This window comes from Amycolatopsis sp. NPDC048633 (assembly GCF_040650695.1).
GTDB lineage: Bacteria > Actinomycetota > Actinomycetes > Mycobacteriales > Pseudonocardiaceae > Amycolatopsis.
This window is the reverse complement of sequence record NZ_JBEZHS010000016.1, coordinates 105106-120847: the sequence shown is the minus strand read 5'-3', so window position 1 is coordinate 120847 and position 15742 is coordinate 105106. Positions and strand designations below refer to the sequence as shown.

The following is a 15742-nucleotide window of genomic DNA, read 5'->3' as shown; positions in this document are numbered from 1 at the left end:
ACACGATCGTGTATGCAGCTGTGTACACGGGCTGGGCGATGTGCTAACACTAACGGGGTCCTTCGGCTCTCCCTCCCCCTCGGAGCCGGAGGACCCTTTAATTTCCGCGGTGTCCCGTGTGGATACGTCAGCCGTCGGTGTACAGTTCAGCGCGTGGTGACCTGTGAGTCGCGGGAGTCGGCGCTGGCCCGGATCGGGAGCGCCCTGTCCGACCCGACCCGCTGCCGGATCCTGACCGCGCTGCTCGACGGTCCCGCCTATCCCGGACGGCTCGCCGTTGAGCTCGGGCTGAGCCGTTCGAACGTCTCGAACCATCTTTCGTGCCTGCGGGGCTGCGGGCTCGTCGTGGCCGGCTACGAGGGCCGTCAGGTGCGCTACGAGATCGCCGACACGCACCTGGCCCGCGCGCTGCGCGAGCTCGTCCAGGTCGTGCTGGCGGTGGAACCGCGGGAAGAATGCGAACCGGCGTGACGTCCGCCGAGTGCTCTGACGACTGTTGCACGCCGGTCACCGTGGCCCCGGACCGCCGGGCGGTGCTGGTGCGCCGGGTCCGGCTGCTCGTGACGGCGACCATCGCCTACAACGTCGTCGAAGCCGCCGTCGCGCTCGCGGCCGGCACCGCGGCCTCGTCCGGCGCGCTGGTCGGCTTCGGCTTGGATTCGGTCGTCGAGGTCGGTTCGGCGGTCGCGGTCGCCTGGCAGTTCTCGGGCCGGGACCCGGAAGCCCGCGAACGGCGGGCGCTGCGGCTGATCGCGCTGTCCTTCTTCGCGCTGGCCGCCTACGTGACGGCGGAGTCCGCGCGGACGTTCTTCACCGCGGCGGCACCGGAAAGCTCGGTCACCGGGGTCGTCCTCGCGGCGGTTTCGCTCCTCGTGATGCCCGTCCTGTCCGCCGCGCAACGACGGACCGGACGGGAGCTGGGATCCGCCAGCGCGGTAGCGGATTCGCGGCAGACTTTGCTCTGCACTTACCTTTCCGCGGCCCTGCTGGCGGGGTTGCTGCTCAACGCCCTGTGGGGCTGGTGGTGGGCCGATCCGCTCGTGGCCCTCTTCATCGCCTTCGTGGCGGTCAAGGAAGGCCGAACGGCCTGGCGCGGCGAGCATTGCTGCTGACGCCGTGCCAGGCCGTTCGCGAGTACTCGATCAGTACCAGTGCGCACGCCCACCGATCCGACGGCCCGTGCCGCCCAGGATGGCCAGTGCCACGCCGGCCACCGCGAGAATGATGCCGATGGTGTAAAGCACCGGGATTCCGACAATGAACCCGATGATCAGGAGAATTACACCGAGAACGATCACTTTGACACACACTCCTTCGCATGGGACCCACCGACCGAGAAGCCGGCCGGTGGATGCGCTGTCACGGGGAGGATGGCCATTTTCTCCACGCCGCAAACTGCGTCAAATGGAGCAATCTCGGATCAGTACCGGTAGTGATCGAGCTTGTACGGACCCTCGACGTCCACGCCGATGTACTCCGCCTGCGCCTTCGAGAGCTTGGTGAGTTTCACCCCGAGGGCGTCGAGGTGCAGCCGGGCCACCTTCTCGTCGAGGTGCTTGGGCAGCCGGTGGACGTCGGTGGCGTACTCGCCGGGCTTGGCGAACAGCTCGATCTGCGCGATCGCCTGGTTCGTGAACGAGTTCGACATCACGAAGGACGGGTGGCCGGTCGCGTTGCCGAGGTTCATCAGGCGGCCTTCGGAGAGCACGATGATCGCGTGGCCGTCCGGGAACGTCCACTCGTGGACCTGCGGCTTGATCTCGCTCTTGACGATGCCCGGCAGCTTCGCCAGCCCGGCCATGTCGATCTCGTTGTCGAAGTGCCCGACGTTGGCGACGATCGCGTTGTGCTTCATCCGGCTCATCTGGGCGGCCGAGATGATGCCGTAGTTGCCGGTGGTGGTGATGAAGATGTCACTGGTCTCGACGACTTCGTCCAGCTCCACCACGTCGAGGCCGTCCATCGCCGCCTGCAGCGCGCAGATCGGGTCGATCTCGGTGACCGAGACCCGGGCACCCTGGCCGCGCAGCGCCTCGACCGCGCCCTTGCCGACGTCGCCGTAGCCGCAGACGAGGACGCGCTTGCCGCCGATCATCACGTCGGTCGCCCGGTTCAGGCCGTCCACGAGGGAATGCCGGATGCCGTACTTGTTGTCGAACTTGGACTTCGTCACGGAGTCGTTGACGTTCATCGCGGGGAAGAGCAGCTCGCCGTCCTTGGCGAGCTTGTAGAGCCGCTTGACGCCGTTGGTCGTCTCCTCGGTGACGCCGCGGATGTCCTTGGCGATGCGGGTGAACCGCTCGCCGTCCTTCGCGACGCTGGCGCGCAGCGTCTCCAGGACGATCCGGTACTCCTCGGGGTCCTCTTCGGACGGTTGCGGGACGGCGCCCGCGGCCTCGAACTCGACTCCCTTGTGGACGAGCATCGTGGCGTCGCCACCGTCGTCGAGGATCATGTTCGGCGCCCGGCCGCCGGCGAACGCGAAGAGCTGGTCGGTGCACCACCAGTACTCTTCGAGCGTCTCGCCCTTCCACGCGAACACCGGCGTGCCCGCCGGGGCGTCGGCGGTGCCGTCCGGGCCGACGACGACCGCGGCGGCGGCCTCGTCCTGGGTGGAGAAGATGTTGCACGACACCCAGCGCACCTCGGCGCCGAGCGCGACCAGCGTCTCGATGAGCACGGCGGTCTGGACGGTCATGTGCAGCGACCCGGCGACGCGGGCGCCCTTCAGCGGCTGCGCGGCGGCGTACTCGCGGCGGATCGCCATCAGGCCGGGCATCTCGTGCTCGGCCAGCCGCAGCTGGGTGCGGCCGGCCTCGGCCAGCGCGAGATCGGCCACCGCGAAGTCGAGGCCGTTGCGGTTCTGCAGTTTGTCACTCATTCTCGGGATCTCTCCGGATCGAATCGCCGACAGCGGGACCGCCCGGGAGGGGTGACAGGGGGAAACCCATGCGTGTCACCGAAAAAGGCACCTCCCGTGCGGGAGGCGCCCTTGATCCTTGATGCCGGGCCGAGCGTGGCGGAAAGAGTTCCGTCGCAGCGCCTCTCGGCCCGTGACCAGGATGGCAAAGCCGCCGGGAAGCTGTCAAGCGAGGGAGCGCGCCATGAGAACGTCGTCGACGTCCGCGCCGCCGACGTGGAACTCCGCCCGCAGCACGCCTTCCACGACGAACCCGCAGCCCTCGTAAACCCGCCGGGCGGCGGGGTTGTGACCCAGCACGCGCAGCGTCACCTTGCGCGCGCCGCGCCGCCGCGCCTCGGCCACGGCGGCGTCGACGAGCTGCCGGGCGATGCCGAGCCGGCGCCGGTCCGGGTCGACGGCGAGCCCGCCGATCACCCGGACGTGGCGGTGGGCGGGGATGGGGAACCCCTCGTCGAGCCGGACGTAGCCGGCGACCGCGCCGTCGTGCTCCGCGACGAGGACGTCCTCGGGGCGGGTGCCGCCGTCGAAGAACGGCGTGCCGGGCGGGGGCGGGGGAGCGGGGGACACCGCCGGGGTCCAGGTGCGCTCGTCGAGCTTCGCGAGCGCGGCCTCGTCCTCGGCGCGGGCCGTCCGGATGGTGATCACTCGCCCAGTGTGGTCCACGCCTCGTCGACGATCCTGGCCAGCTCCTGGGGGTCTCGGTTGCCTTCGGTGCCCATGCTCCGCACCGTGACGGTCAAGCCGGGGCCGGTGCGCTGACAGTTGATCACGAACGAGCGTTCCGGGTCCGGGGCCGAGCCGGGTGCGGCCGGGTCGTTGTGCACCAGGCACTGCACGTCGCCGACGCGCACGAGCTCGGTGCTCGGCTTGGCCACGCCGAGCGCCTGGACGTCCTCGTACGGCGCGAACAGCTCCGGTGCGGGCGCACGCACAGCGACCAGCTGGAAGGACCGCAGCAGCCCGTCGTCCTGGTACTGCTGCACCACCGCGCCCGCGCCGGCGTTGGCCGCCGAGACCCGGGAGGCCGTCTCGCGGTCGGTCTTGTCGATGCGGTCGATCGTCGCCTTGCCGCGCACGGCGTCGACCTTCGCGATCGCGTCCTGGGCCCGGCTGAGCCCGCCCAGGCCGTTCGGCGCGGTCAGCGACCGGCCGCTCGGTTCGTCGCCGAACAGGCTCAGCGTCAGCCACGGCACCCCGACCAGGAACGCGCCCACGACGACGCCGATCAGGCCGACGACCAGGGGCCGGGCGAGTGGCGGGCGTGGCGCGGGCTGCGGTACCGGCGACTGCGGCTGCGGCGCGGGCGGCGGCCCGGCGGGGAAGTCCTGCGAGATGCCCTCGGTCACGAGGGAATCGTGGCGGAACCCGACATCCGGCGGGAAGGGAATTTCACGGACAGGGACTCAGATGAGATGCGCGCGCCGCCAAATGCCCTCGGAGCGGCCGCCGATCAGCCCCGCCTCGCGCAGGAACGGCACGATCTTCCCGGCCATCCAGCGGCGCGTTTCGTGGAAGTGCGGGTTCGCGAGCGCCGCGGCCCGGCCCTCGCGCGGGTCGATCCCGACGCTGCGGTAGACCCGCGGGTCGACCATGCTGTCGATCACGCCGAAGGCGACGAGCGCCGTGCGCAACCGGTGCCGCTGCAGCCCCGCCTTCGACAGCTTCGGCGTCTCCCGCAGCACCTCCTCCTTGGCGAACCGGACGTGCCGGGCCTCCTCGACGACGTGGATGCGGTTGACCGAGCGGATCAGCGGCTGGATGCCGTCGTCGTCCATCATCGAGCGCTGCAGCCGGTCGGTGGTCTCCTCGGCGACGAGCACGCTGGCGAACATCGACGGTCCGGCGGCGGTCGCGCCGAACACCTTCGCGGCGCGGTGCACGACCTTCGGGACGCCGTAGCGCGGCACGCCGAGCCGATCGGCGGTGCGGGCGAACATCACCGAATGCCGGGTCTCGTCGCCGATCTCGGTCATGGCGTACTGCGCGTGCTCGGTGCGCGCGTCGAGGTCGAAGACGTAGCGGGCGAGCAGCTGCATCAGGACGATCTCGAACCAGAGGCCGACGCTCATGATGCTGGCGATCTCGTGCTTGGACAGCTCGATCCGCTGCTCCGGCGTCAGCTTCGCCCAGAGGTCCGTGCCGTAGAGGGAGACGCGCTCCAGCGGCATGTAGGCCTTGCCCTCGGCGAGCGGCGCGGTCCAGTCGATGTCGACGTGCGGGTCGTAGGAGTTCTTCGCGGAGCTCTTGAGCAGACGAGCCGCGGTGACGTCCCGGTCCTGGGCCTCGACGCCCATGGCGGCCTCCGAAAGTAGGGGGTACACGCTGTACTAGCTACTTCGGGAGCGTACACCGGCTCGTGGGCCCTGAGTAGGCTTTCGCCGTGACCAAGATCGACGGGCGGGCGGCGCGCTGGGCGGGCCAGCAGGAGCGGCGACGCTCCGAGTTCGTCGACGCGGCCCTGGAAGCGATCGCCGAGCACGGCCCGGACGTCTCGACCGAGCAGATCGCCGAGCGCGCCGGCGTGGCCCGTACGCGCCTGTACAAGCACTTCGACGGCGCCGCCGACCTCCAGCGGGCGATCGCCGAGCGCGCGGCCGAGCTGGTGACGGCCGAGCTCCAGCCGCTCTGGCACCCGTCGGGGTCGCCGAACGAGATGATTTCGACGGTGATCTCGACCCACCTGCGCTGGCTGACCGAGCACCTCCACCTGCACCGGTACCTGGCCCGCGCGGCGCCGGGCCCGGTGGACGTCCGCGGCACGATCGCCCGCCACCTCAGCCGCCTGCTGACCGGCTACCTGACGGCGTTCGGCCTGGACGGCGCCCCCGGGGACACGATCGCGTTCGGCCTGGTCGGCTACGTCGAGTCGGCGACGACCCGCTGGCTCGACCACCCGGGCACGCTGAGCCTCGACCAGCTGACCGGCCAGCTCAGCGGCACGATCTGGGCGATGCTCGACCACACGCTCCGGGCGGGCGGGGTGCGGCTCGACCCGGACCGGCCCTTGCCGCTGCCGGAGGACCTTTAGTCCTCCCGCAGGAACTCCGCCCGCACCCCGAGCAGCCGCACCGCGCGGGTCAGCTCGAACATCGCCAGCACCTCCTGCGCCGCGCGGTCGATCTCGTCGGCTTCCGACGTCGGCTCGGGCAGGGTGATGCTGTGCGTGTGGGTCAGGAACGGCACGAACCGCACCTTCACCGCGACCCGCGCGGCCGGACGCCCTTCGTCGAGGACGTCCTGCCACACGCGCTTCGCCAGCGCCGACACCTCCGCGGCCATCTCCGCCGGGTCCGTGAGGTCGCGCTGGAACGTCGTCTCGCGGCTGCGGGAGCGGGCCACGTACGGCGTCGCGCTCACCTCCGCGTCGCTGATGCCGCCGCCGAGCAGGCGCAGCCACGGCCCGGTCTTCGGGCCGAACCGCGCGGCGAGCTCCGCCGGGTCGGCACCGGCCAGGTCGAGGACCGTGGCGATGCCCAGCTCGGCGAGCTTCTTGGAGGTCTTGCCGCCGATGCCCCACAGCGCGTCGGTCGGGCGCGCGGCCATGACGTCCCACCAGTTCGCCTGCGTCAGCCGGTAGATGCCGCCCGGCTTGCCGAACCCGGTGGCGAGCTTGGCCCGCAGCTTGTTGTCGCCGATCCCGACCGCGCACGACAGCCCGGTCTCGCGCGCCACGGCGTCCTTGATCGAGGCCGCCAGCGCCTCCGGGTCGTCGGTCTCCGCTCCGACGAATGCCTCGTCCCAGCCCAGCACCTCCACGACGACCGGGAGCTCCCGCACCGCGGCCATCACGTGCTCGGACACCTCGAGGTAGGCAGGCGGGTCACTGGGCAGGAAGACGGCGTCCGGGCAGCGCTTGGCGGCGATCCGCAGCGGCATGCCGGACTGGATGCCGAACTCGCGGGCCTCGTAGGACGCGGTCGCGACGACGGCGCGTTCGGTGGGGTCGCCGTTGCCGCCGACGACCACGGGCTTCCCGCGCAGCTCCGGCCGGCGGGCGATCTCGACCGCGGCGATGAACTGGTCGAGGTCGACGTGCAGGACCCACTTCACGGGCCCAGTCTGCCTCAGAACCTCAGATCCGGTGGCGCGCCACGTGGGTCCAGACGGTGCCGGTCAGGGCGAGGATCCCGCAGAGCGTGACCCCCGGGTCGGGCAGGACCAGCCCGAGGACCAGCAGGGTCACGGCGACGACGTCGACGGCGATCAGCAGGGCGCTGCGGAGCGCGCGCGACTTCGGGCGCTTGCCGTCGCGCAGGGCGTCGGCCAGGTCGGGGTCACTGAGCTCGAGATTGCGCTCGATCTTCTCGAGCTCGGTGCGATCGTGGTGACTGAGCATCGGGGTACTCCTTCGGCGCCGAACCCGCCGTGTCGCCGTAGCGAATACCCCATCGTCCTCCTGGCTAACCGCCAAACGTCTTCTCATTTCGTGCTTTTCGTTGCTCCGACCGGGTGATCCGCGCTCCGTGACCGCCCGGGAGCGCGTTAGGTTCGCCTGACACGAGGCCGGTCCAGGCCGGCTTCGCGCCGGTTCGAGACCGGTCTGGACCTTCAAACCGCGGAGGACTCCATGACCCTGCCCACCGAACCGATCGGCAGCATCCCGCGCCCCGAGTACCTCATCGAGGGGCTCGGCGCGTTCGCCGCCGGACGGATCGACGGTGCCGCGCTCGCCGAGCTGGAGAGCCGGGCGCTGGCCGACACGATCAGCCGGTTCGAAGAGACCGGCTCCCCGGTCGTGTCCGACGGCGAACAGGGCAAGCCGAGCTTCGCGACGTACCCGCTCGCCGGGCTGAGCGCGCTGGCGCCGGACGGCGTCGTCATCCCGTTCGCCGACGGGCACACCCGGCAGCTGCCGCGGCTGACCGCGGGTCCGTTCCGCTACGCGACCCACGCCGACGAGTACCTGACGCGGGCGAAGGCGCTCACGGACAAGCCGGTCAAGCAGGCCGTGATCGCCGCGTCCGCGATCTCGCTGATCTACCCCGGCGACGGCATCGACGGGTACTCCCAGGAGCAGTTCGTCGCCGACCTGGTGAACGAGGCCGAGGCGGACATCCGGCGCAGCCTCGACGCGGGGGCGCACGCCGTCCAGATCGACTTCACGGAGGGGCGGCTGTCGCTCAAGCTCGACCCGTCCGGCGGGCTGCTGCGGCAGTTCGTCGACCTCAACAACGCGGTGCTGGAGAGGTTCACGGCGGAGGAGCGCGCGAAGATCGGCGTCCACACCTGCCCGGGCGGCGACCAGGACTCGGTGCACAGCCTCGACGTGGACTACGCGGGCCTGCTGCCGGCGTTGTTCTCGCTGAAGGCGGGGAACTTCTACGTCCAGCTGGCGAGCGAGGCCGAGCCAGCCGCCGCGCTGGCGGTGATCCGGGACAACCTCAAGGCGGACCAGCGGATCTTCGTCGGCGTGATCGACCCGATCGACCCGCGGGTGGAGACGCCGGAGGAGGTCCGCGACCGCGTGCTCGCGGCGGCGAAGTACCTGCCGGCCGACCGGCTCGGCACGTGCGACGACTGCGGGTTCTCGCCGTTCGCGGACGACACGTCGACTTCGCGCGACATCGCGTTCGCGAAGATCCGGGCGCGGGTCGAGGGAACGCTCTTGGCGGCCGACGAGCTGTGACGCTGCTTGAGGGCCCGCACCCGCGGGCCCTCAAGCCGTCTCGGCGGCGACCTTCACCCCGAGCGCGACGAGCACGCTGCCGAGCACGGCGTCGAGGCCGCGCCGGACGCGCCCGTCGCTGAAGAACCGCTTCAGCGCCCCGACGACGAGGGCGAGGGCGGCGAACCACAAGACGGTGCCGACGGTGGCGATGGCGGCCAGTTCGAGCGTCTGCAGGGTGGAGCTGCGGGTGGGCAGGAACTGGGGGAGCAGGGCGAGGAAGTAGACGGCGACCTTGGGGTTGAGCAGGTTGGTGAGGAGCCCCTGCCGGAAGGCGGCGCCGGCTTTGAGCGTTGCTCGCTCGTCGGTTTCGCCGGGCTCCCGGTACTCGCCGCGGCGCACGGCCAGCCAGGCTTTGACCCCGAGGAAGACGAGATAGCCGGCCCCGACGAGCTTGACGACGCTGAAGGCGACGGCCGAGGCGGTGAGCACGGCGGCCACCCCGAAGGCGATGGCGACGACCCAGGCGAAGACGCCGAGCGAGATCCCGGCCCCGGCGGCGATCCCCGCGCGCCGCCCCCCGGCGAGGGAGGAGCGGGTGACGACGACGAAGTCCGGTCCGGGCGACATCGCCCCGAGGATGACGACGAGCAGGAACGACGCGGCGGTGGCACCGGGGATCATGAGCTGAGGATACGAGAGTGATGCGAGCGATTTTCCCGGCCGTCCGGGAAGAACCGGTGATCCGCCGGTGTTCGTCCACAGTGACGTAAGGCGCGATCCCGAATGTTCGAATTTGAACTTCCGGTAGGGTCGATCACGTGGGCGATCGCAGGGGAGAAGGCATGACGGCTGAGGTGCGGACGCGGGTGCGGATCCCGCTGCGGCTCCACGGCGGCGTCGAGGTCGATGCCGAGGCCGTCACCTTCCGGGGGCTCGCTGACGGGGGTGAGCACCTCGCTCTCGTCCTCGGTACCCCCGGGGACGTGCCGCTCGTGCGGCCGCACTCCGAGTGCCTCACCGGGGACGTCTTCGGGTCCATGCGCTGCGATTGCGGGCCTCAGCTGGCCGAAGCCGTCGAGCTGATCTCCGAGGCCGGCGGCTACCTGCTCTACCTGCGTCAGGAAGGCCGGGGCATCGGCCTCTACAACAAGCTCGACGCCTACGCGCTGCAAGACCAAGGCCTCGACACCTACGCCGCCAACGCCGCGCTCGGCCTGCCCGAGGACGCCCGCGACTACACCGTCGCCGCGCAGATGCTCGAAGCGCTCGGTGTCGCGAAGGTGGACCTGCTGTCGAACAACCCCGACAAGATCGGGCAGCTCGAGGCGGCCGGGATCGGCGTGCGCGAGCAGGTTCCGACCGGGGTCTTCGCCACCGAGAACAACGTCCGGTACTTGCGCGCGAAGGCCGAGCAGACCGGGCACACGCTGCCCGGGCTGGCCAGCTGAGCCTTACGCCAGCCGCTGGGCCGCCGCGGCCACCGGGCTCGTCGTGAGCTTCTCGAGCAGTCCGATGAGGACCGTCTGTTCCGACGGCGTCAGCGACGCCGCCCAGGCCTGCTCGCGGACGTTGTGCGCCTGGTAGGCGTCCGTCACCGCCGCATGACCCGCTTCCGTCAGCGCCAGCCGGACCGCCCGGCGGTCGCGGGGGACCTGCGTGCGCGTCACCAGGCTGTCGCGCTCCAACGTCTTGACCAGTGCCGACACCGCCGCGCGGCTCATCCCGGCCAGGCGCGCCGCGTGGCGGGACTCCAGCGGGCCGGCCAGCCACAGCACGAACAGCACCCGGAACCCGCCCCAGCTCAGGCCGCGCGGCCGGTGCACCGTCGACTCCCAGTCGTAGACCAGCGCGCCCGCCAGCCGGTGCAGCGTGAGGCCGAGGCGCATCGCGACGGGGTCGGTGGCCGGCAGTTCCGCCTTCGTCTTCCCGATCGCGTAGTCGACGAACGAAAGGTAGTCGAGGTCTTCGGCCGGTCGGTCGGTCATGCGGCCCAGGTTAGGCGAAGGGGTTCCGTGAGCGGGCCGGCCGGGTTAGTGTGACGCGGGAGATAGTCAAACCTTTGATCAAAGGAGCGCTCGCCGTGACGAAGAAAGCATTCGCCTCTTCGGCCGACCTGGCGGAGAAAGCGCAAACCCTCGAAGTCCTGGACGACGGCGTCTACGCGCTGACCGCCGAGGGCGATCCCAACATCGGCGCGATCGAGGGCGAGGACTTCCTCGTCTGCTTCGAAGCGCTGGCCACGCCGGTCGCCGCGGGCGAATGGCTCGCGAAACTCCGCGAGCACACCGACAAACCCGTGCGCTACCTGGTCTTGAGTCACTACCACGCGGTGCGCGTGCTGGGCGCGTCGGCGTTCGACGCCGACGTGATCGTCGCGCACGAGAACACCCGGGCCCTCGTCGCCGAGCGCGGCAAGGAGGACTGGGCGAGCGAGTTCGGCCGGATGCCGCGGCTGGCGAAGGCCGCGGAGTCGGTCCCGGGCCTGACCTGGCCGACGCTGACCTTCTCCGACCGGCTCACCATCGACCTCGGCGGCGACCGCGGCGACCTGGTCCTGCAGTACTGCGGGCGCGGCCACACCGAAGGCGACATCGTGGCCTGGCTGCCGCGGCAGAAGATCCTCTACGCCGGCGACCTCGTCGAAGCCGAAGCCGCGCTCTACACCGGCGACGCGTTCCACCGCGAGTGGGCGTCGTCCACTTTGGACCGCGTCGGTGCTTTCGGGGCCGAGACGCTGATCGGCGGACGCGGCGGCGTGAGCCGTGGCGGCGAAGCGGTCGAAGCGGCCATCGCGCAGACCCGGCACTTCCTGGACACGATGATCCGCGAGGTCGGCGCGGCCCGCGACGCCGGTGGCACGCTCAAGGACGCCTTCGAACGCACGCACGCGGCGCTCGTCGACCAATACGGCCAGTGGCCGATCTTCGAGCACTGCCTGCCCTTCGACGTCTCGCGGCTGTGGGACGAGCTGGGTGGCATCGAGCGGCCGGTGGTGTGGACCGCCGAACGCGACCGCGAAGTCTGGGACCAGCTCCAGGGCTAGAACGATGACTGTCGCGGTTCTCGGCGGCGGCCCGGTCGGCCAGACGGCCGCGCTGCTGCTCGCGCGCTGGGGCGTACCGGTGGTGCTCGTCGACGAGCACGAGGTGCGCGACCCCGTGGGGTCCAAGGCCATCTGCCAGCAACGGGACACATTGGACGTCTGGGCGTCGCTCGGCGCGGGCTGCCTCGCCGAGGAGGGCCTCACCTGGACGACCGCGCGGACGTTCCACCACGACACCGAGCTGTTCTCGCTGAAGCTGCCCGACGGCGGCTCGGCCCTGCCACCGTTCGTCAATCTTTCGCAGGCCCGCGTCGAAGAGGTCCTCGACGGCTTGATCGCGCGGCAGCCGCTGATCGACGTCCGCCGCGGCCACCGGGTCCGCGACCTGACCCAGCCCGGCCGGGTGGTGGTCGAGTGCCACACCGCGGACGGGCCGCGCCGGATCGAGGCCGACTACGCGATCGCCTGCACGGGCGCGCGCGGCGACGCCGTGCGGCGGGCACTCGGGCAGCGTCTCGACGGGGTGTCGTTCCGGGACCTGTTCCTGATCTGCGACATCCGGGCCGACCTGCCGGGCTGGGCGGCGGAGCGCCGGTTCTGGTTCGACCCGCCGTGGAACCCGGGCCGTCAGGTGCTCATCCACCCGTGTCCGGACTCGCAGTTCCGCATCGACTGGCAGGTCCCGGCGGACTACGACCTCGCGGCCGAGGAGTCGGGCGGCGCGATGGAGGCGCGGATCCGGGCGATCATCGGCGCGGCACCGTACGAGGTCGTCTGGCGTTCGGTGTACCGCTTCCACACGCGGCTGGTTCCGCGGATGCGCGTCGGCCGGGTCCTGCTGGCCGGGGACTGCGCGCACCTCGTCGCGCCGTTCGGGGCGCGCGGTCTCAACTCCGGGGTGGCCGACGCGGAGAATGCGGCGTGGAAGCTCGCCCGCGTCCTGCGCGGCGACGCGGGGGAGGAGCTGCTGGAGAGCTACCACACCGAGCGGCACGCCGCGGCGGTGGAGAACGCGGCCGTCACCACGGCCACGATGGACTTCCTGGTGCCGCAGGACGACGAGCAGCACCGGCGTCGCCTGGACGTCCTCACGCGCGCGGCGCACGATCCGGCCGCCTACGAACAGGTCGACTCGGGCCGGCTGGCGGAACCGTTCTGGTACGCGGATTCGCCGTTGACCACGCCCGATCCGGGACGGCCGTTCGCCGGCCGGCCGCCGCGCGGGGCGGTGCCGCCGCCCGGCCCCGGGATCCTGCTGCCCGACGTCACCGTCCCGGGTGGACGGTTGCGCGAGCTTGCCCGGCAGGGGTTCCTGCTCCTGACGACGCCGGGCGTGGACTCCGCGGGGATGCGCTCGGTGGAGATCCCGGTGGGCGGGGCGCTCGGCGCGCGTCCGGGCGAAGCCTGGCTGGTCCGCCCGGACGCGTACGTCGCCGCTGTGCTGGACCGTCCCGCGCCGGACGACGTGACTGCCGCCGTCCGGCGCGGGACGAGCTTTCCTCAGGGGTAGTTGTTCAGCGGGCTCACCTGGTGGGCCGTGTTCGCCGGGTCACCCGTGTCGTTGATGACGTGGGCGATCGTGCCCACGCCGCCGAGTGACACCGAGACCAGGTTGTGGAACCGGACGCCACTGGTGTTCGGCACCTCGAACGAGTGACTGGCCACGATCGACGGGTTGGTCTGGAAGAAGCAGTAGCTGCCCAGTCCCCACCCTTCGTGGCTGGTCACCGAGTCGGCCACCTTGTACGCCGCCCAGCCCTGCCGGCCGCCGCCGCTGGACCAGGACGCCTGGTCCGGCGGGTCGTACGGCATCTCGTTCTGGAAGAAGTACGTCCGCCCGCCGTTGCCGTTCCAGAGCACCTCGTACTGCTGGTAGTGCTCGACGAACAGGCCGTACATCGTGACGTTCGCGCCGTTGACGACCAGGCCGTTCGCCGCGGTGTTGACGTTCCAGCCGACGCCGTTCGAGTGGTCGCCCCGCCACAGCCACATGTGGTCGCCGATGACGTTGTTCGAGTTGACCACCAGTGTCTGCGTGGCCCGGCCGACGGCCGCGCCACCGATGCGGAAGAACACGTCGTGCAGCGAAGTCGGATCGCCCGCGTGGTTCGCGTTCGAGCCCGGCTGCCCGACCTGCAGCAGGACCGGCGAGTTCACCGCGCCGGCGTCGATCAGCAGGCCGGCGATCTTCACGCCGTCCACATCGGACGTCGTGATCGCCGCGGTGCCGTTGGTCGGCTGGAGCGTCGCCAGGCCGAGGCCGAGCACCACGGTGTCCGGGCGCGTGACGTTCAGCGCCTGGTCGAGGTGGTAGACACCCGGCGTGACCAGGAGGTTCTTGCCCGCGGCCAGTGCGGCGTTGAGCGTCGCGGCCGAGTCGGACGGCTTGGCGACGTAGAACTCGCTGAGCGAGATCGACTGCCCGGCCGGGGCGCCGTGGCCCCAGCTGGTGCCGGCCGAGTTCTGCCGCAGCGCCGGGACGAACACGTTGTAGCTGCCCGAGCCGTCGACGTAGAGGAACGGCTTCTCACGGATGACGGGCGTCTGGCCGACGACCGTCTCGGGCGGGTTCGGGAAGGACGCCGGCGGGGTGCCGGTCGAGCCGACGAACACCATGTTCCACACGCCGCCCGCCCAGCTGCCGAGCTCGCTGTTGCGGGTCAGAAACTGCTGCTGCGAACCGGAAACCGCCTGGCCTTCGATTTTGCTGTCGGCGATCAGGCCACCGCTGGCCCAGCCGTCCCCGCCGTTCCACAGCTGGATCTGGCTGCCCTTCAGGTGCATCCGGCGGTAGGGCGCGGCCTGCGCGACGGCCCAGCGCTCGACCTGGCCGGCCGGCAAGGTCACCGAGAGGTTCTCGGCGGAGCGCCAGAAGTTCTGCGTCGCGTTGCCCTTGTTGGCCGGGTTGTCGCCCTGCTGCAGCCAGTCCGCTTCGACGCGGACGTGGCCGTTGAGGTTGACGTCGTCGGGGGAGAGGCCGAGGCCCGCCACCTGCTCGTAGAAGCCGAGGTTGACGTCGGCGTTGTAGGTGCCGGGCTTGAACAGCACGGCGTAGCGCTCGTTGCCGAACTGGTTGGTGTGCTGCTGGTTCGCGAGCTGCGTAAGCCGGTTCTGGATCGTCGCGGCCGGGGTCGACGGGTCGAACACCGACACGTTCGGCCCGAGGTCCGGGTTGCGCGGGTCGGTCGGCGGGATGGTCGTCCCGCCGCCGGTGCCGTGCACGGCGACCTCCCAGAGGGAGTAGCCGTAGCCGGTCGCCCGCTGGGTGCCGTAGACCCGCAGGTAGCGGGCCGAGCCGGAGAGGGCGACGGTCTGCGTGCCGCCGGCGCCGGTGGTCGTCGTGTAGGCGTCGGTCCAGCTCGTGCCGTTGCCGGACAGCTGGACCGTGAACGCTTTCGCGTACGCGGCTTCCCAGCTGAGCACCACGTCGCAGAGCTGCTGCGTGGAACCCAGGTCGACCTGCAGCCACTGCGGGTCGCTGAACGCGCTGGCCCAGCGCGTCCCGGAGTTGCCGTCGACCGCGGCGGACGCGGGCGTCCCGCCGTTTTCGGTGGACGACGAGGTGGCGGTGCGGCCCTGCGCGAGGTTGGTGGTCCCGCACGCGGCAGCCTGCGCCGGCGCCGAACCGACGACCACCGCCGTGGTGACGGCGGTGACGAGGGTGGTCGCTAGGACGAGAAAGCGGTGTGCCGGGGAGAACGTCGTTGATCTCATCTGCCTGCCTGCTGTGAGGAGTGGAGACACCGGGAACGGACCGCACGGCGATGCCGGGCGGCGGCGGACCGGGCGAGCCCCACAGCTCGCGCCGGCGTCGGGTGGTGCGGCAGGTTCGCGTCCGGGCGCCCGCCCGGCACCGTGAGCCGGTGGAGCGGTGCCGAGGTGGGTGCGACGGCGCGAACCGGTCAGCCCGAAGGGGTGCGTGTCGCGGCGGAACGATCCCGGGTGGCGGTCACGGAACCGGTTCCGACCGGCGGTTCGCAGTTAACATCGCGCGCGTCGGCGGAGTCAAGGATCCGGCGCGGATTCGTTCTCCCGGACCAGTCTTCCGCGTGGTCCGCGACCGTCCGGCGCAGCGTCGTTGACATTTTACGGCTCTTTATTTATATCCTGAACTAAGAGCGTGCCGACGGTCGGGCCCCACACCCGCGCCGAGGGCCACGTGAGCCGA

Annotated in this window: 17 protein-coding genes and 1 riboswitch; of the genes, 7 read left to right on the top strand and 10 right to left on the bottom strand. The window is 71.0% G+C overall.

Annotated elements, in window-relative coordinates:
- Window positions 1-153: 153 nt before the first annotated feature.
- The gene (locus tag AB0C38_RS26865) at window positions 154-471 is read left to right on the top strand and encodes a metalloregulator ArsR/SmtB family transcription factor (RefSeq protein WP_360678181.1); all 318 of its coding nucleotides are present in this window, start codon (window positions 154-156) and stop codon (window positions 469-471) included.
- A complete protein-coding gene (locus tag AB0C38_RS26860) occupies window positions 456-1112 on the top strand; it encodes a cation transporter (protein WP_360678179.1) in 657 nt (218 codons plus the stop codon). The genes AB0C38_RS26865 and AB0C38_RS26860 overlap by 16 nt, the downstream gene beginning before the upstream one ends.
- Before the next feature lie 30 nt (window positions 1113-1142).
- On the opposite strand, the gene AB0C38_RS26855 is transcribed toward AB0C38_RS26860, so the two are convergent.
- The 5 genes from AB0C38_RS26855 to AB0C38_RS26835 all read right to left on the bottom strand — a co-directional run bounded on the left by AB0C38_RS26855 (window position 1143) and on the right by AB0C38_RS26835 (window position 5217).
- Window positions 1143-1298: a hypothetical protein gene (locus AB0C38_RS26855; protein ID WP_086678182.1), complete on the bottom strand. Its 156-nt coding sequence runs from the start codon at window positions 1296-1298 to the stop codon at window positions 1143-1145.
- A 122-nt stretch (window positions 1299-1420) separates the two neighbouring features.
- Window positions 1421-2881, bottom strand: coding sequence for an adenosylhomocysteinase (ahcY, locus tag AB0C38_RS26850; protein WP_360678176.1), 1461 nt, complete (start codon window positions 2879-2881; stop codon window positions 1421-1423).
- Window positions 2882-2978: 97 nt separating this feature from the next.
- Window positions 2979-3054, bottom strand: a riboswitch (S-adenosyl-L-homocysteine riboswitch).
- A 31-nt stretch (window positions 3055-3085) separates the two neighbouring features.
- Window positions 3086-3568, bottom strand: a complete 483-nt coding sequence (locus tag AB0C38_RS26845) for a GNAT family N-acetyltransferase (protein ID WP_360678174.1) — start codon at window positions 3566-3568, stop codon at window positions 3086-3088.
- Window positions 3565-4269 (bottom strand): hypothetical protein, encoded by a 705-nt coding sequence (locus tag AB0C38_RS26840; RefSeq protein ID WP_360678172.1) that lies wholly within the window; start codon window positions 4267-4269, stop codon window positions 3565-3567. Before AB0C38_RS26840 ends, AB0C38_RS26845 begins: the two co-directional genes overlap by 4 nt.
- Window positions 4270-4326: 57 nt before the next feature.
- Window positions 4327-5217, bottom strand: a complete 891-nt coding sequence (locus tag AB0C38_RS26835; RefSeq protein ID WP_360678170.1) for a diiron oxygenase — start codon at window positions 5215-5217, stop codon at window positions 4327-4329.
- A gap of 86 nt (window positions 5218-5303) precedes the next feature.
- Here AB0C38_RS26835 and AB0C38_RS26830 point away from each other — a divergent pair, with 86 nt between their 5' ends.
- A complete protein-coding gene (locus AB0C38_RS26830) occupies window positions 5304-5951 on the top strand; it encodes a TetR/AcrR family transcriptional regulator (protein ID WP_360678168.1) in 648 nt (215 codons plus the stop codon).
- Here AB0C38_RS26830 and AB0C38_RS26825 read toward each other — a convergent pair.
- Both AB0C38_RS26825 and AB0C38_RS26820 read right to left on the bottom strand, forming a co-directional pair.
- Window positions 5948-6973, bottom strand: a complete 1026-nt coding sequence (locus AB0C38_RS26825) for a DNA polymerase IV (RefSeq protein WP_360678166.1) — start codon at window positions 6971-6973, stop codon at window positions 5948-5950. The two genes, AB0C38_RS26830 and AB0C38_RS26825, sit on opposite strands and share 4 nt — an antisense overlap.
- 22 nt (window positions 6974-6995) lie before the next feature.
- Window positions 6996-7259, bottom strand: coding sequence for a DUF3040 domain-containing protein (locus AB0C38_RS26820; protein WP_360678164.1), 264 nt, complete (start codon window positions 7257-7259; stop codon window positions 6996-6998).
- Between the two features lie 231 nt (window positions 7260-7490).
- Between AB0C38_RS26820 and AB0C38_RS26815 the strand changes: the two genes are divergently transcribed.
- Complete coding sequence (locus AB0C38_RS26815; protein WP_360678162.1) at window positions 7491-8549, top strand: cobalamin-independent methionine synthase II family protein; 1059 nt, start codon at window positions 7491-7493, stop codon at window positions 8547-8549.
- Window positions 8550-8579: 30 nt separating this feature from the next.
- Here the strand turns inward: AB0C38_RS26815 and AB0C38_RS26810 are convergent, their stop codons facing one another.
- Window positions 8580-9212 carry a LysE family translocator gene (locus tag AB0C38_RS26810; RefSeq protein WP_360678160.1) on the bottom strand — a complete coding sequence of 211 codons (633 nt, stop codon included), beginning with the start codon at window positions 9210-9212 and terminating at the stop codon, window positions 8580-8582.
- A 161-nt stretch (window positions 9213-9373) separates the two neighbouring features.
- On the opposite strand from AB0C38_RS26810, the gene ribA reads away from it, so the two are divergent.
- A complete protein-coding gene (gene ribA, locus AB0C38_RS26805; protein WP_360678158.1) occupies window positions 9374-9979 on the top strand; it encodes a GTP cyclohydrolase II in 606 nt (201 codons plus the stop codon).
- Between the two features lie 3 nt (window positions 9980-9982).
- On the opposite strand, the gene AB0C38_RS26800 is transcribed toward ribA, so the two are convergent.
- Window positions 9983-10516 (bottom strand): MarR family transcriptional regulator, encoded by a 534-nt coding sequence (locus AB0C38_RS26800; protein ID WP_360678156.1) that lies wholly within the window; start codon window positions 10514-10516, stop codon window positions 9983-9985.
- A gap of 95 nt (window positions 10517-10611) precedes the next feature.
- Here AB0C38_RS26800 and AB0C38_RS26795 point away from each other — a divergent pair, with 95 nt between their 5' ends.
- Window positions 10612-11574 (top strand): MBL fold metallo-hydrolase, encoded by a 963-nt coding sequence (locus tag AB0C38_RS26795; RefSeq protein WP_360678154.1) that lies wholly within the window; start codon window positions 10612-10614, stop codon window positions 11572-11574.
- Window positions 11575-11578: 4 nt separating this feature from the next.
- Window positions 11579-13084: an FAD-dependent monooxygenase gene (locus AB0C38_RS26790; protein ID WP_360678152.1), complete on the top strand. Its 1506-nt coding sequence runs from the start codon at window positions 11579-11581 to the stop codon at window positions 13082-13084.
- Here AB0C38_RS26790 and AB0C38_RS26785 read toward each other — a convergent pair.
- On the bottom strand, window positions 13075-15288 hold the full coding sequence (locus AB0C38_RS26785; RefSeq protein WP_360678150.1) for a discoidin domain-containing protein: 2214 nt from the start codon (window positions 15286-15288) through the stop codon (window positions 13075-13077). The genes AB0C38_RS26790 and AB0C38_RS26785 overlap by 10 nt on opposite strands.
- Window positions 15289-15742 lie beyond the last annotated feature (454 nt).

What these genes read in the sequence shown, in the direction of transcription:
- ahcY (WP_360678176.1), bottom strand. Translation starts at nt 2,881, where the DNA reads ATGAGTGACAAACTGCAGAACCGCAACGGCCTCGACTTCGCGGTGGCC.
- AB0C38_RS26815 (WP_360678162.1), top strand. Translation starts at nt 7,491, where the DNA reads ATGACCCTGCCCACCGAACCGATCGGCAGCATCCCGCGCCCCGAGTAC.
- AB0C38_RS26785 (WP_360678150.1), bottom strand. Translation starts at nt 15,288, where the DNA reads ATGAGATCAACGACGTTCTCCCCGGCACACCGCTTTCTCGTCCTAGCG.
- AB0C38_RS26860 (WP_360678179.1), top strand. Translation starts at nt 456, where the DNA reads ATGCGAACCGGCGTGACGTCCGCCGAGTGCTCTGACGACTGTTGCACG.
- ribA (WP_360678158.1), top strand. Translation starts at nt 9,374, where the DNA reads ATGACGGCTGAGGTGCGGACGCGGGTGCGGATCCCGCTGCGGCTCCAC.
- AB0C38_RS26835 (WP_360678170.1), bottom strand. Translation starts at nt 5,217, where the DNA reads ATGGGCGTCGAGGCCCAGGACCGGGACGTCACCGCGGCTCGTCTGCTC.
- AB0C38_RS26820 (WP_360678164.1), bottom strand. Translation starts at nt 7,259, where the DNA reads ATGCTCAGTCACCACGATCGCACCGAGCTCGAGAAGATCGAGCGCAAT.
- AB0C38_RS26800 (WP_360678156.1), bottom strand. Translation starts at nt 10,516, where the DNA reads ATGACCGACCGACCGGCCGAAGACCTCGACTACCTTTCGTTCGTCGAC.
- AB0C38_RS26810 (WP_360678160.1), bottom strand. Translation starts at nt 9,212, where the DNA reads ATGATCCCCGGTGCCACCGCCGCGTCGTTCCTGCTCGTCGTCATCCTC.
- AB0C38_RS26790 (WP_360678152.1), top strand. Translation starts at nt 11,579, where the DNA reads ATGACTGTCGCGGTTCTCGGCGGCGGCCCGGTCGGCCAGACGGCCGCG.